At 40.2% G+C, this 14,354-nt stretch carries 13 protein-coding genes; 7 read left to right on the top strand and 6 right to left on the bottom strand.

Going from position 1 to position 14,354, the window contains the following annotated elements:
* Positions 1-55: 55 nt before the first annotated feature.
* Positions 56-880, bottom strand: a complete 825-nt coding sequence (gene cysE / locus EXT43_RS05705; RefSeq protein WP_130166544.1) for a serine O-acetyltransferase — start codon at positions 878-880, stop codon at positions 56-58.
* Between the two features lie 341 nt (positions 881-1,221).
* Between cysE and EXT43_RS05700 the strand changes: the two genes are divergently transcribed.
* From EXT43_RS05700 to EXT43_RS05690, 3 genes are all read left to right on the top strand, one after another.
* Positions 1,222-1,623, top strand: a complete 402-nt coding sequence (locus EXT43_RS05700; RefSeq protein ID WP_171037172.1) for a hypothetical protein — start codon at positions 1,222-1,224, stop codon at positions 1,621-1,623.
* 3 nt (positions 1,624-1,626) lie between these two features.
* The gene (locus EXT43_RS05695; protein WP_063527559.1) at positions 1,627-1,944 is read left to right on the top strand and encodes a helix-turn-helix transcriptional regulator; all 318 of its coding nucleotides are present in this window, start codon (positions 1,627-1,629) and stop codon (positions 1,942-1,944) included.
* Positions 1,945-2,225: 281 nt separating this feature from the next.
* On the top strand, positions 2,226-3,167 hold the full coding sequence (locus tag EXT43_RS05690; RefSeq protein WP_062564882.1) for a sensor domain-containing diguanylate cyclase: 942 nt from the start codon (positions 2,226-2,228) through the stop codon (positions 3,165-3,167).
* A gap of 35 nt (positions 3,168-3,202) precedes the next feature.
* Here EXT43_RS05690 and EXT43_RS05685 read toward each other — a convergent pair whose 3' ends face one another.
* Positions 3,203-6,088 (bottom strand): M16 family metallopeptidase, encoded by a 2,886-nt coding sequence (locus EXT43_RS05685; protein ID WP_130166542.1) that lies wholly within the window; start codon positions 6,086-6,088, stop codon positions 3,203-3,205.
* Positions 6,089-6,335: 247 nt separating this feature from the next.
* Here EXT43_RS05685 and EXT43_RS05680 point away from each other — a divergent pair, with 247 nt between their 5' ends.
* Complete coding sequence (locus EXT43_RS05680) at positions 6,336-7,292, top strand: hypothetical protein (protein WP_130166541.1); 957 nt, start codon at positions 6,336-6,338, stop codon at positions 7,290-7,292.
* On the opposite strand, the gene EXT43_RS05675 is transcribed toward EXT43_RS05680, so the two are convergent.
* From EXT43_RS05675 to EXT43_RS05665, 3 genes are all read right to left on the bottom strand, one after another.
* Entirely contained in the window at positions 7,289-8,257 is a 969-nt protein-coding gene (locus tag EXT43_RS05675; RefSeq protein ID WP_062564879.1) for a sensor domain-containing diguanylate cyclase, read from the bottom strand. The two genes, EXT43_RS05680 and EXT43_RS05675, sit on opposite strands and share 4 nt — an antisense overlap.
* A 48-nt stretch (positions 8,258-8,305) precedes the next feature.
* Positions 8,306-9,541: a DEAD/DEAH box helicase gene (locus EXT43_RS05670; RefSeq protein ID WP_130166540.1), complete on the bottom strand. Its 1,236-nt coding sequence runs from the start codon at positions 9,539-9,541 to the stop codon at positions 8,306-8,308.
* 95 nt (positions 9,542-9,636) lie between these two features.
* Positions 9,637-10,338, bottom strand: coding sequence for a DUF3581 domain-containing protein (locus tag EXT43_RS05665; RefSeq protein WP_130166539.1), 702 nt, complete (start codon positions 10,336-10,338; stop codon positions 9,637-9,639).
* A 538-nt stretch (positions 10,339-10,876) separates the two neighbouring features.
* Between EXT43_RS05665 and EXT43_RS05660 the strand changes: the two genes are divergently transcribed.
* Genes EXT43_RS05660 through EXT43_RS05650 form a run of 3 tightly spaced genes read left to right on the top strand, consistent with a single transcriptional unit; the run spans position 10,877 to position 13,154 of the window.
* A complete protein-coding gene (locus EXT43_RS05660) occupies positions 10,877-11,278 on the top strand; it encodes a DUF3019 domain-containing protein (protein WP_062564876.1) in 402 nt (133 codons plus the stop codon).
* Positions 11,278-11,967: a response regulator transcription factor gene (locus tag EXT43_RS05655; RefSeq protein WP_054560845.1), complete on the top strand. Its 690-nt coding sequence runs from the start codon at positions 11,278-11,280 to the stop codon at positions 11,965-11,967. Before EXT43_RS05660 ends, EXT43_RS05655 begins: the two co-directional genes overlap by 1 nt.
* A complete protein-coding gene (locus EXT43_RS05650; protein WP_130166538.1) occupies positions 11,964-13,154 on the top strand; it encodes an ATP-binding protein in 1,191 nt (396 codons plus the stop codon). Before EXT43_RS05655 ends, EXT43_RS05650 begins: the two co-directional genes overlap by 4 nt.
* On the opposite strand, the gene EXT43_RS05645 is transcribed toward EXT43_RS05650, so the two are convergent.
* On the bottom strand, positions 13,138-13,980 hold the full coding sequence (locus tag EXT43_RS05645) for a MipA/OmpV family protein (protein ID WP_130166537.1): 843 nt from the start codon (positions 13,978-13,980) through the stop codon (positions 13,138-13,140). The two genes, EXT43_RS05650 and EXT43_RS05645, sit on opposite strands and share 17 nt — an antisense overlap.
* Between the last annotated feature and the right edge of the window lie 374 nt (positions 13,981-14,354).

The following is a 14,354-nucleotide window of genomic DNA, read 5'->3' as shown; positions in this document are numbered from 1 at the left end:
ACAGCTAATCCGAAGGATAACTTAGACAATTCCATTGCTCTTTTAAAGTGTAAAACTACAACATAGCACTGGTGTGGGAGGCATTACTAGCGGTAGTCGTACCATCATCTAAAAAGTTTTGGTTCATGCTCTCTGCTGGACAGGGACAGCTCGGTTTGCCGACCACTTTAGCTGGCACGCCAACCACAGTTGTGTGTGCTGGAACCGCACTTAACACGACAGAGTTTGCACCAATACGTGCCCCCTCTCCCACTTCGATGTTACCTAGTACTTTTGCACCCGCACCAATCAATACACCGGCGCGAATTTTTGGATGGCGGTCACCTTGCTCATTACCTGTACCACCTAAGGTTACAGATTGTAGAATCGATACGTTATCTTCAATAACCGCTGTTTCACCAATTACAATCCCAGTTGCATGGTCAAACATAATACCATGACCAACTTTACAAGCAGGATGGATGTCAACGCCAAATACTTCTGAGGTTCTGCTTTGAATGAAGCGAGCAAGCTCTTTTCGGTTTTGTTGCCATAAACAATTTGCGAGTCGGTGTGCTTGTATTGCATGGAAGCCTTTAAGGTTCAAAATAACAGTTAAGTAACTATCGGCCGCAGGGTCGCGATCTTTAACTGCTTTTATGTCATGAGCCACATGCGTCAGCATTAGATCGCATTTAACAAAGGCTTGGTCGAATAATTCACGGATAGTAAATGCTGATACCACCGCATCTGCAAGTTTATTTGCAACAATAAAGCTCAGCGCCGAACCTAAGCATTCATGATTTAACACACACGAATAAACGTGACTTGCTAAAAGCGGTTCACGGTAAACGACTTCGTTTGCTTCATCTCGAAGCTTTTGCCAAATTTCATGACGCATAATTTTGCCTTTCTGGTTGTACCTAACTGCTAAGCCTTAAGTTTAACGGATTTGTAGCAAGATGTACTAACCCGTTGTTTATTTGTTCTGGTTATATCTAATAACCAGAGTAACAACACCTATTTTTACTCTTTTTACTGTGCTTTTTTGCCAACCGCATATGACAGTAGCAAATTCTGACTCTAGCCGAGCAAATTAATTAAAGTGCTTATTTTTCAATAACAAGACAGATATGACATCTTGTCTGTCATATGCCAAAATAGGCACTGACATATCGCTGACGGCGTAAAAAACAAAAATAATCATTAAATTTACATCATCAACTTAACAAGGAAACGATGATGAAAAACGACGTACTAAACTCACACAAGCTAGGTTATAAATTTTACTTTCAAGATGGTGACAACCAAATCGCTTGCTTTGGTCACATCATGAGCGGTAAAGAAAAAGTATATGTAAACGACGAATTGGTAAGTGAAAAACGCAGCTTCGGTTTTAAAAGTCATCATGACTTTAGCTACCAAGGTAATACTTATGCAGTCAAATTCGAGATGAAAAATATACTGACAGGCAAGCTTGAATGTTCGTTTTATAAAGCTGACAAATTAGTTAAACAGAGCACACAAACCTCACTTACTGATAATCCAAAACAAGTAGCTTTGGTTACCTTAGGCTGTTTTCTTGGTGGGGCAATATCGGGTTATGCTGTCGTTACTTTTATTGAACCATTTCTTGGGAAGTAAGTAATGCAACTGAACCCTAATACAATAAAAGCACTTAGACTTAAATTCGATTGGACGCAGCAGCAATTGGCCGATGCCTGTGACGTAAGCCTACGTACCATTCAACGAGTTGAAAAAGAAGGTGCGGCATCAAAAGAAACCACCATGAGCCTATGCGCAGTTTTTGAAGTGCGCCAAGGTGAGCTTATTAAGCTCGATGACGAAGTATCAGAACAAAGCACAACACATGCAGTGAGTAAGCAAAATCTCGCTGCAATCGTAGCGGCTTCTTCGTTTGTCAGTTTTGCCCTTGGTATGGCAACGGTATTTGTTATTTTTTAGGAGTGATAGATGACCAAAGAACAACGCGGCTACGCTACACTTATCGGCTTTGTAATAGCAACCATGCTATTTGCGCTAGCAGTTAAAATTGGCGCAATGCTTTAGCATTTCTAAGCATATAAATAAAATATAACTGTCAGAACTGAGCGTTGAGCTAGGTGCTGGCAGTTTTTTCATATCAGCACCTACAAATACCTTATTAATTGTTTTTTATGTAAACCACGGTGAAAACCCAGCATTTATTGCTAATCTTAAAAAAGTGATAGTGGCTAGGAACGAATGTGGTTGAATCAAAAGAGTTTCTAAAATCAATACTCGATACGATCTCAAAACATATTGTTGTAATTGATGAGAAAGGTGATATTCAATTTGTGAATCGCAGTTGGCAAACTTTTGGCGATGAAAATAATTGCCAGTGTAATACCCAGTGGGAAGAGCAAAACTACCTCGCAATATGTCAATCAGCTGCACAGCAAGGTGATGAGTTTGGTGCACAAGCTTTATCTGGTATTAGTCAGGTTATAAACCAACAACTAACCGAGTATTACCTAGAATATCCATGTCATAGCAATACCGACAAGCGTTGGTTTTTAATGCGAGCAGTGCCCTTCGAGCATGCATCAAAACGCTTTATCGTCATCAGCCATATAAATATTACCGAACGTAAAATCGCCGAGCAGCAAGTACAAGAACTCGCCCGTATCGATGGCCTCACACTAATAGCTAACCGACGTCATTTTGATGATTTTTATAAGCAAGAGTGGAGTCGCTGTGCACGTTTAAAACACCCCTTGTCGTTAGCCATGATTGACCTTGATAACTTTAAGTCTCTTAACGATAACTTTGGTCATCTGGTGGGTGATATTTGCTTAAAAGAAGTGGCAAAACTATTACCAGATTATACTCGCAGACCTGGTGACTTGTGCGCTAGATACGGCGGTGAAGAATTTGTACTGGTACTCGGTAATACGCAAAGCCATCAAGCACAAAAACTCGTGACGCGGTTTATGGCAGCGCTAAATACGCTTCAACTACCAGAGCTTGCCGGTCATCCCTTAACGGTTAGTATTGGTTTAGCAACTATCTACCCTAGTAGCATTGATGATGCCATGTTACTCATTGAAATGGCTGATAACGCGCTTTATCAAGCAAAAGAAGCTGGCCGAAATCAGCTTGTAATTGCTGATAACATCGAGCCATTAAACCTAGAACAATGCCCCTAATTAGGGGCATTGATTAGAGCTTTTTTATCCAGTTATTACTGAAATACTTTTTCGACATCAAGTACTGAAATGTTTTTCGCTGGTATTGCAAGTTTATAGTCAGCAATCACTTTGTCTTCAGCAACAAGTTCTGCTGGTTTTTCAGCATTATACACCATAGGTGATGTTTGCTCTGAAACTAAACGTTTTTGCATGTCTTTGCCGTCACCAGTAATAAACACATAGTGAATATTCTCTGTTTGCAGGTTATCGCGAATAACACGGTTAACATCATCAAGGGTTAGCTTTTCAAGCTTGCCGCGCACATAGTCAACAAAGCTCTCAGTGTTATAGAACTCACTATCAAGCGCATAACCTAATTGGCGATCTTGGCTTGCAACCATTTGTGGCACAAAGTTAATTAAGAAGTTACGAGTCGCTTCAAAATCTTCTTTGCTGATGCCATTTTTAATTAGCTTATCAAGTTCAAATAATGCCGTACGCGTTGCAAAGTGCGCATCGTTATTAGAACGAAGCGGACGTAACCACACTTGGAAAATTTGCTCTGAACGACCTAAGTTAGCATCAGGTTTAGTTTGGAACATACCGCGTGGGAAGTACTCAATGTATGCATAGTCACCATAGTTCATACCACGGGTTTGACGAATACGCTGATACAAGAAGCTGTTTGAGCTGCGGTGTTCGCCAAAGTAAGAACGCACTAACCAAAGCGCTGTCCAGTCATCGCTACTACGAATTGTATCGATTGGGAAACCAAATGACACAGCGGTAGATTGCGCTGATTTTTCAACAATCGTTGCATGATGACCTTTAAGTTCTGGCGCATCAGGGATCGTTAAGCGGCTTTCTTTACCTTGCGGAAGCGATGTTAAATCTTTTAGCATAGTCGATTTAACATCACTCGGAATCGCACCAATTAGACCCACTGTTAATTTAGATTGAGTAAACTGGTTAGCATAAAACGCTTTTACATCGTCAAGTGTCAGTGCTTCAAGATCTGATAAATCACCATAGTTATAGCTTTCATACGGATGGCCTTTATAAAGCTGATGATATAGCACTTCTTTACCTAACTCTTCGTCATTTGACGCTTTCAGACCTGCTTTAATGCTATCAATAAGCTCTTTTTTCAGGCGTTTAAAATCATCTTCTCTAAAGCCAGGGTTTAACAACTGGTCGCTAACAAGTGCATACCACTGCGCGGCATTGTCTTTATGTACACGGCCGCGTAGTGAAATCATCTCTTTATCGATTTGATAGCCAAAGCTTCCCGCTAGTGGATATAACGCTTTTTGAATATCTTTGTAGCTCATCGTTTCTGAGCCACCTTGCGCTAGCATCGCTGCAGTGAGTGCTGCTAAACCTTTTTTACCATGTGGATCAGCCGCTGCGCCGGTATTAAATAACCAGTTAACATCAACCAGTGGTGAGCTATTGGTTTTATCAAGTACTTTAAAGTGACGCTCTGTTGGGGCTTGCTCAATACTGGCAACCAAGGCATTTAAATCAACTTCTTGCTCAAAACCAGCCACTTTATCAAGCGCCGACATTGTCACCGTGGTACGGCTCGGATCAACAAAATATTTGTTTGCTACCGCTTTGATATCTTCTGGCGTGATGCTATCAGCAGTTGCGTACAGTTGGTTAATAACCTCAGGGTCGCGTTCAAAATGCATGTAGCTTGCAAGCGTTGACGCAATTGACTGCGATGAATCAAGACCATTAATAAAGCTGTATTTTAGGTTTGATTTTAAATCCGCTAACTTTTGTGCATCAACTAACTCAGTACGTGCTTGCGCATAAGTACGGTTAATCGCATCACGGGCTTTCGCAAGGTCCGCTTCGTTTTCGACTTTTACAAAAACATGTAGTAAACCCGGATCTTTAGTATCTGGGTTATAGGTAAACATTTGGCTGGCAATTTGTTTATCAACAACAAGCTCTTGATAAAGTGCCGAGTTGTTAGAGAAATACAGCTGTGAGATCAAATCAAGAGCGGCACGGTCTTTTTGAGTAGGATCCCATGCAGTGCCTTTGTATGACACAAGCAACCAGTGGCCTGGTAAACCATCATTTTTTTCATGTACATATTTTGCGGCTTGTTGCTTTGGTTCAACAGGGATATCTGCTTGGTAATCGCCTTTTTTCCAATTACCCCAATGCTTTTTCACCATTGCCATGGTTTCTTGTGGATCAACATCACCTACGATGACTAAAGATACATACTCAGGCTTATAAAATTTAGCGAAAAACTCTTTACCATAGGCCATTTGATCAGGCATGGCTTCAATGTCTTCGAAAAAGCCCATGGTGGTGTGCTTATAGGTATGCTTTTCGAATGCTTCGTTACGAACCGCAGAAAGTAACTTACGAATTGGGCTAGCATTATTCTTTAAATACTCACCTTTTACAGTCAGCGCTTCAGTACGGAACTGCTCTTCGCTGTAAGTCAGGTTTTGGAAAATATCAGCTTCAATTTCGAGCACTTTATCTAAGTGCTCTTTTGAGAAGTTTAAGTGATAGTTAGTGTAATCGTTAGTCGTATACGCGCGATTATCAACACCTGAGTTTTTTAAAATATCTGAATACACATCTTGTGGGTATTTTTCAGAGCCTTTAAACATCATATGCTCAAAGAAATGTGCAAAACCGGTTTTACCTGCTTCAACCTCATTACGTGAACCAACCGATACTGGAATTTGCAGTGACACAACATCTGGGTAATCTGTTTTAACTACCATCACGCGAAGGCCATTCTCAAGCTCTTCTAATAGATAATCTTGGCTAAATACACGGTTATCATCTTGGCTTACTTGCTGCTCAATTTCGACTTCTTTAACCATAGTTGACTGTGAGTTACTTGCGCAGCCACTTAAAGCAAGTGTTACAGCAACACTGGTTGCTAATAATCTAAATTTCATAATGTTCCCTTGTTAGTTATTTTTCTCATAATCATTGCTGCTTGATTATGCATCAAAGCGCCTGAAAATATGAGGGTCAGAGCAATAATTTATGTAAACAGGTGTGTCAATTTTGCGAAACGCTCAGCTTTAAACTTGAGTAAAATTCATAGTCATTGAAAAACTTTCAAGAAAAAAATCTATCTAGACGTCTAAATGGCTGCTATATTATTTGTCATAGACATTAGCACGAGCTGGAATGAGGATTATGGCTTTATCATTACAAGAGAAAATTGAAGACACCAATCAAGGCGTCTACCTAATTGGTACCACACCACCAAAGTCAGGTACTGATAAAGCACAGCTTGAGACCATTGCTCAGAAGCTACTTGGTCGTTTACACGAAATTGAATACGATGGTGTAATCATCTACGACATTCAAGATGAAAGTAGCCGTATTGCAAAGCCGCGTCCTTTTCCGTTTAAAGAAACGGTAGATCCCCGTGAATACAGTCAGTTACTACGTAGCTTGTCGCAACTTGATGTGATCACTTATAAAAGTGTTGCCCAGCGTGGAGAAGCAGAGTTTACCGAGTGGTTAAACGAAACACGTAACGACTTTGAACTAAAAAACTTAGTGTTAGTGGGTAGTCCATCATCTCATGGCGATATCAAATTAAGCCTACCTGATGCATATAAAACGCTGGCAAAACAGAACAATGATGTATTTTTAGGTGGCGTTACTATTGCAGAGCGTCATGCCAGCAAACGCAATGAACATGAGCGTTTAGTTGAAAAAACAGCACAAGGTTGTAAGTTTTTCATCTCGCAAGCGGTTTACAATGCTCAAGCAACGATTGATTTGATCACTAGCTATGCGCGTAGCTGTAAAGCACAAGGCAAAACACCAAAACGCATTATTCTAACGTTTACCCCTTGTGGTGGTGAAAAAACCTTAGAGTTTATGGAATGGTTAGGTATCTCAGTACCAGAAGCAACTAAGTACCGCATGTTAGATTCGGCAAATACATTGAGTGAATCAGTGCGTATTTGCCGTGAGAATCTCGACTTAATTTTACAAAGCTGCGCACATTTAGATGTACCGCTAGGTTTAAATATTGAGAGCTTAACCAATCGTAAAGAAGAAATTGATGCGTCAATTAACCTTTATCGTTTACTTAAAGCAACCATGGAATTAAACCTAGCTGAGAAGCAAATAGCTTAACGTGCAGCCTTAGAGGCTTGCTTTTTCTCATACATGTCTTCATCTGCTCGTTTTAATAGCTCAGCAAAGTTTTCTTTTGGCTGAGCTATTACCCCTGAACCAATACTTAAGCTCGTGACAGGAATGCCCCTCTTCTCTAAATTCACTTGGAAAGTGGTGTTTAGCTTATCAGCGATGCTGTCTACGCAATCACCGGGCTGAACTTGCAATAACGCAATAAACTCATCACCCCCTAAGCGGCCGATAATATCGGTTTCACGTAGGCATTCTTTCATCGTGTCAGCTAAACAAATCAGTGCGAGATCGCCCACTTCATGGCCATACGTATCATTGAGTGGTTTAAAGCTATTTATATCGATAAATAAACAACTAATATCAAAACCAAGACGTTTCGATATATTTAATTTATGTTGGCAAAGTAGGTCTATTGCACGGCGGTTATAAATATTAGTGAGTGAATCGAGCATGGCAATTTCACGCATCTGCGTAAAGTTGTCTAACAGTGCAAGGTCATCTTCAACCATATCGCGAAGCTGCTCGATTAATTCTAAAAAGCTCTGTTGATAATGGGTTTGCTTAAAATCCATAACACAAAAGGTGCCAAACGGATCACCACTTGGCCAGCTAATTGGCACCCCAAGATAAGACTCAAAACCATCTTTTACCAGTGGGCTGTCATCCCATTGACTATCTTGACTGGCGTGATCAACATAAAGCGGTGCCATGTCACGCAGTACTTTTTTGCAGAAGATATTATCGTCGGCGCTTAATTCAGCCCCGGCATCATAGGGATTTTCTTGTTGCTCACTGGAGACGATAATACGATAGACATCATCTGTTTTATGAACGATGAAGCCTGCGGGAGCAGAAAACAACTCTGTCATGAGATCAATTGTTTTCTGCCACTTTTCTAAGGAGAACTGTTTATCAGCGCGGCGGAACGTCCATTTATTCTCTTCTAACATACTAAACTCTCAACTTTAGCCGGAGGATAGTATAAATATATGCCAGATTTAGGAACGTCTCCTACTTTTTTGCCCTAAAATACGTTTTTTATCACGAGAGCGGCGTGCCTTATTAGTATTTTTACGAACTTGCTTTGGCTCTTTGGTTAAATCAGGCTCATACCCTGGTAACCACTGCGGCGTGAGCCTTGTGTCGAGTAAGATATCTATTTCGTCCAATAGCCACTGCTCATCGATGCTAACCAGCGACATCGCCATCCCTTTCTCGCCAGCACGCCCTGTTCGACCAATACGGTGTACGTAGTCCTCAGCCACATAAGGCAACTCATAGTTAATCACATACTTGAGTGAGGCAATATCAAGACCTCGGGCAGCAACATCTGTCGCAACCAGTACTCTTGTCGCACCTGATTTAAAATTTTGCAGTGCTTTATCACGCGCACCTTGGCTTTTATCGCCATGAATAGATTCGGTTTTTAAGCCGTCTTTACACATTTCTTTAGCAAGCACATCGGCGGTTTGTTTAGTACGAGTGAATATAAGTACTTGCTGCCAATTTTTCATGCCAATCATGTGTGATACCAGCTCACGCTTGCGGTCTTCATCAACCGCATAAACTAGCTGCTCAACTTCAACCGCTGCTGAGTTGCGTTTATTCACTTCAACTAATTTAGGATCATTTAATAACTGCTTACTGAGTTTAAAGACGCTGTCGTCAAATGTGGCTGAAAAAAGTAAAGTTTGACGTTCTTTTGGCACATGGCGCAAGATGCGTTTAATTTCGTCAATAAAGCCCATATCAAGCATGCGATCAGCTTCATCAAATACCAAGGCATTAATGCTGGAAAGTTTAATACTGCCCTTGATCACATGATCAAGTAAGCGCCCAGGTGTTGCCACTACAACCTGCGCCCCTTTTATGGCTTTAATTTGTGGGCCAATACTAGCACCACCATAAGCCAGTGCTGCTTTTATTTCAGTATGCGCTGCATAACGCTCTACACTTGCAAATACTTGCTGAGCGAGCTCACGGGTCGGCGTTAAAATTAGGACTTTAACGGCATCAGGGAGTACTTCAGCAGATAACAAATTATGCAGTAGTGGTAAAACAAACGCGGCGGTTTTGCCCGTTCCCGTCTGTGCACTGCCCATTACATCAGCACCCGCTAAAATAAGGGGGATTGTTTGCGCTTGAATTGCTGTGGGAGTGTGATAATTCTCTTCTTGCAAGGCTGTTAGCAATGCAGGGGCAAGATTTAATTCTGAAAAGGTCGCTACTGACATAGTCTGAAGTACATTTGGCTATAAAAGCGCTATTGTACGCGGAAGATCAGCAACAAAAAAGGCGCAATGAGCGCCCTTTGTAGCAATTGTAAAGATTACGCTGGTTTAAGTGATTCTTTACGTTGATTATAAAAACTAATTAGGTCATCAACTGTTGCTTGGCAATAATCACGAATGCCAGACACAAGCATGTGTTTTTCACCCGACCCTACTTTTTCGCCATTTTCTAACAGGTTGAAGCGAAGCGTGATTTTGCCGCGTTTGCCAGTAAACTCAAAATCAGGCTCAGCAAATTGTAATTCAGGTGCGCTGATATCAAGGCGGTCAAGGTTAATCAGCATTGATTCGTAAATCACCATTGGGCGGGCTGGGTTGATCATCACATCCTGCTTCCCCATCAATGGAATAATCACGTGCGGGAAAGTCGTGCCAGAGAACTCAACATAGTTTTTGATTAAGCTATTTGTTAACTCAGGACATTGGCTAACAGCCCCTTCTCGTTTCACTTTTAGCATGACTTTTTCGCCATCGGTGATCGCAAACTCATCAGCCCCTTCAGGGAAAGTCAGCTTTGAATTTTCATCAACCATGCCTGCAAACGTGAATTCCATTTTTTCACTGATGCCATAGCGGTTTAAAACCAGCGAAAAAAGTAAATCGCCCGGCACACAAAACTTTTTGGCATCTTTATCATGTAACGGATTGAAATCATCAGCCACTAACTTGGCAAAACGACAGCCTTGCTCACGTGAGATAGAAACGTAATCAGCATGTTGCTGATAATAAGGACTTAACATAATTGTTCACTGCTTAAACTACTTATAACCTGACTATACTACCAGATAAAATGAAAATAGAGGTCGAATCTGTTAATTATTAATCACGCGCTCAGCATATGTTTAAATGCATGAGCTAAAATAGTGGTTTTGATAGGCTAAATTTAAATTGTATCAATTTGTACGAAACAATTAACAAATAACGCAGAATAGTAAAGACTAAGGCCCAACTAAATTTAGTGAAAAACTATTAGCTAAAACTAAATATAAATTCAGTTTCCCTTTTAAAACAACAAGCTAACTTTAGAATATAAAGAAAATACGCCAATAGGTTGAAATTACTGGCTTTGCATAGCACCTATTTGTAGCTATAACGATAAATGAGGTATGATAGACACGCTTTTTTATCGTGTAATCGCCACTCATAGGCTGCATAAATAATAATTATAATAAACGGCAAAAAAATGAGTACTCAAAGTGAGTTGGGCAGGTTACATCAGCTTTCGATGGTTATTGTTACTTTGAAGAAAAGACTTCTAAAAAACAGAGACTTGGTTAAATGATAAACCGATTTAGTTGGCTATTACTGTTTTTTTGTCTTTGCTTTTCGTCGCTTTGTTTAAGCGATGACAGTCCCGAGCAACCTTTTTTTAAAGTCTCACCCACCGTGTGTGTGACAGATGCAAAACAAAAAGCCTGTGAGTTTAATATACAGATTCATTTTCGTGTTGCTCCCTTTAAAGAACTTTGTTTAGAAATAACTCAGCGTCCTCAGTATACGCAGTGTTACAAACAAGGTGGTTTAATTATTGAGAAATTAACGGTTAAGACTGAGCATCCGCTTACAGTGAAATTAATTGATCCATTGAGCAATCAAGTTGTTAAGCAACAACTACTGTCAATAGCAAGCTATGAAGCTAAAGATTACCGAATAAAACGGCGCTTTGGCTGGAGTTTATAATGCAGCATATTTTTTTAATTGAAGACGATGTGAAATTAGCAAGCTTAATACAAACGTTTTTGTTAAAGCATGGCTATACCATAGATGTATTTAATACTGCCGAGGCGTACCGTAGCAGTGAAATCACCTTCATGCCTTCACTGATCATCTGTGATGTGATGCTACCGGATGGCAATGGCTTTGAGCTAATTTCTCAATTGAAAGAAAAGTACAGTTGCCCTGTTATTTTTCTAACGGCTCTGGATTCTGTGCAATCACAAATCAAGGGCTTAAACCTAGGTGCTTACGACTACCTTGTAAAACCCATTAAGCCTGAACTGTTACTCGCCAAAGTTAAAACGATTATCGCCCACACTGTTGGCCAAGATAACTTTTCGCACCAAATTGATATTTTGCGTATCGATAGTAAAAAACGCGATATCTATTTTCATAACACAGCATTGAATCTCAATGAAAGTGAATTTGAGATCATTGCCTACCTTGCGAAAAACACCCCTGAACCGGTTTCTCGTGAGGTATTATTCAAGCATGTTATTGGCCGTGAGTATGACGGACTTGACCGAGCGATTGATTTAAAAATTAGCCGTTTACGTAAAAAGCTTAAAGAAACCATTAGCGAGCAAAAAGAAACGCTAGATATCAAGTCTGTACGAGGTAAAGGATACAGCTTGGATATTTCAAAAATATGAAGCAACAATTTTTTAAGCTGTACTTAATTATCACGGTAAGCTTAATTGCCTTAGTTTTAGCTTTTGGCCAGCTTTATAATCAGTTTTTTTCTGAGCACATACCGAGTGTGCAAATAAGTGTTGCTGAACTTGCTCAAATAGCTGAGCAAAAAGAAACGAGGATCAGCTCCTTTAACCAAAACGAGCTTGTTTTACCTGATTCATTACAAGCTAAATTTGATAAAGATGGCATTATCAGCGTCACCGAAAACAATCAGCAGTATATATACCTCAAAGGCAATAACGGCAGCATCCAAAAAGTTGGCCCCATTTCTTTGATTTCGCAAGCCAAAACTGACTGGCTTGCTTTTTTTGCGTTTTACTTTTTACTTGGTTCGATGATCTTATTATTCATTCGCCCAGTATTTCGCGATTTGAGCTTATTACAACGCGCAGCTCATCGCTTTAGTAAAAAACCGCAGCGCATAGAGCTTGATATAAAACCAAATTCATCTATTGCGCCATTAGCCAGCACCTTCACTCATATGTCTGAGCGCATCAATAAGTTTGTTCAGCTACATAATGACTTATCGCGTATTATTTCTCATGAAATTCGCACTCCCCTTACCCGTATGCGATTTGCTTTGTCGATTGCCGATTTGGAATCTCAAGAAAGTAGCCAAATAGAACGCGATATCGATGAGATTGAATTACGTCTAGAGCAGTACTTATCGTTCGCTCGCTTAGAGCACCAACAAAGTGTGTTTAATCAGGAGAAAGTTAACTTAGCTAAACTGATCAACACAGAAATTGCTAAATTTGATTTATACAAAGAACTCAAATTCATTCCTGCGCTTGAAGTAGACACAGCCTATTGCGAAGCAAGCTTTATGGCAATCGCGGTACAAAACTTACTGATCAACGCCACAAAATACGCAAAACACACCATCCATATAAATAGCACAGAACAAGCGGGCTATTACAGTATAAGCATTACAGACGATGGACCTGGCTTACCAATTAATGCGGATGCGTTAATTGAGCCTTTTAAACAAGGTGAAGGAGATAAACTAGCGAGTGGTTATGGATTAGGACTTTATATTGTGTATCGTATTGCCAGTTGGCATGGCGGTAAAATTAGCTTGGCTAACAGTTCGCAAACAGGCGGTGCAGAGATCACCATTCGTTGGCCTAAAAGTGGTAAGTAATTCCCGTAAAACCTGAGAAATAACCGTTTTTATTGATCATATGTGAGTTAGCTAAGTTACTATCAAGCCATGTGTGCTTAAGTTTGAAGTCAAGGCTGAAACTGTCGCTAATAGGATATTCGTAACTTACTTTTAAGTAGTAGTTCGTGGCACTTTCTAAATTGTAGCTTAGTAAACGCGTTTTGCTTTCTGATGGATTAACCGTGTAGTAATAATCGATCAGCTCTTCATTTTTATAATTAATACCCGCCTCAATGCCAGCAGTACCAGAAAACAGTTCAAATACTTGATAGCCGTTTAGCAAGATTTCATAACCATTATGAACATTGGTTACATCATGGACATACGCAGCACTTAACCAGATATTATCATACACGTTTACTGCCGATGACAGCCCCGCCATGTAAGAAAGGTCACGCTCTATAGGCGTTAGGTTAATCGGTGATGCGGTAGGTAATGTAGGTCGCCCAGAGCTCGAACGTACAACACCGGTGGCATAGAGTTTATCTACCCCATCCAGCTCAAAGAAAAAACCATCATCATTAAAGCGCCCAAGTAAATCAACGTAGAAGTTCTCTGTTTCATAGAGGCTGTAGCCAATAGAGAAATCATCGAAATACCAGTCATCACCGTAATAAGCAAAGCTTGGCAGAATTGGCGAAGTGACATCGTCTGCATCAAGTACCGGGTTTTCAATGCCCCCGTAACCAACAGTGATACTGGCATGTATTGTCGACTTTTTAATTAATTGTGGTTGTTTAACATCAGCCTGCGCAAACGCAGTGGATGCAGTTAAACAACATACTAAGCCAAACAATTTCTTCATTAACGCAATTCACCTTTATGTCATAAATAACAATTACTATGACAACTTAATACTACCAAAGAGTCTTTAGTCTTTACTTAATCCGGGACGATCATATCGCTTGCGCGCTTTATTGTATAATTTTTTTGACCAACAAAGCAGCGTAGACTGTTAATTTACGCCCTATCTTCAAACTAACACACTGAAAAAAATATAAAATAGCCTGTACATTTTGCTACATAGGTTTTCAGTTGTTAGTTATTCTTTTTGGTTATTAAAATATACAACACGATTTTCTAGGCCAAAAAAAAGGGCCCGAAGGCCAATGCCAGTCAGTTAAGCTGACTGGCATTTCTTTTTTTATGTGGGTACTTTGATGGCTTAGGCTTTATCGC

Origin of the sequence: Pseudoalteromonas sp. CO109Y (genome assembly GCF_004208935.1) — a bacterium.
Lineage (GTDB): Bacteria > Pseudomonadota > Gammaproteobacteria > Enterobacterales > Alteromonadaceae > Pseudoalteromonas > Pseudoalteromonas shioyasakiensis.
This window is presented reverse-complemented; position numbering and strand designations above follow the sequence as displayed.

Coding starts and splice junctions, on each gene's coding strand:
- EXT43_RS05650 (WP_130166538.1), top strand. CDS start 11,964: ATGAAGCAACAATTTTTTAAGCTGTACTTAATTATCACGGTAAGCTTA.
- EXT43_RS05680 (WP_130166541.1), top strand. CDS start 6,336: ATGGCTTTATCATTACAAGAGAAAATTGAAGACACCAATCAAGGCGTC.
- EXT43_RS05700 (WP_171037172.1), top strand. CDS start 1,222: ATGAAAAACGACGTACTAAACTCACACAAGCTAGGTTATAAATTTTAC.
- EXT43_RS05660 (WP_062564876.1), top strand. CDS start 10,877: ATGATAAACCGATTTAGTTGGCTATTACTGTTTTTTTGTCTTTGCTTT.
- EXT43_RS05665 (WP_130166539.1), bottom strand. CDS start 10,338: ATGTTAAGTCCTTATTATCAGCAACATGCTGATTACGTTTCTATCTCA.
- EXT43_RS05670 (WP_130166540.1), bottom strand. CDS start 9,541: ATGTCAGTAGCGACCTTTTCAGAATTAAATCTTGCCCCTGCATTGCTA.
- EXT43_RS05685 (WP_130166542.1), bottom strand. CDS start 6,088: ATGAAATTTAGATTATTAGCAACCAGTGTTGCTGTAACACTTGCTTTA.
- EXT43_RS05645 (WP_130166537.1), bottom strand. CDS start 13,980: ATGAAGAAATTGTTTGGCTTAGTATGTTGTTTAACTGCATCCACTGCG.
- EXT43_RS05695 (WP_063527559.1), top strand. CDS start 1,627: ATGCAACTGAACCCTAATACAATAAAAGCACTTAGACTTAAATTCGAT.
- cysE (WP_130166544.1), bottom strand. CDS start 880: ATGCGTCATGAAATTTGGCAAAAGCTTCGAGATGAAGCAAACGAAGTC.
- EXT43_RS05655 (WP_054560845.1), top strand. CDS start 11,278: ATGCAGCATATTTTTTTAATTGAAGACGATGTGAAATTAGCAAGCTTA.
- EXT43_RS05675 (WP_062564879.1), bottom strand. CDS start 8,257: ATGTTAGAAGAGAATAAATGGACGTTCCGCCGCGCTGATAAACAGTTC.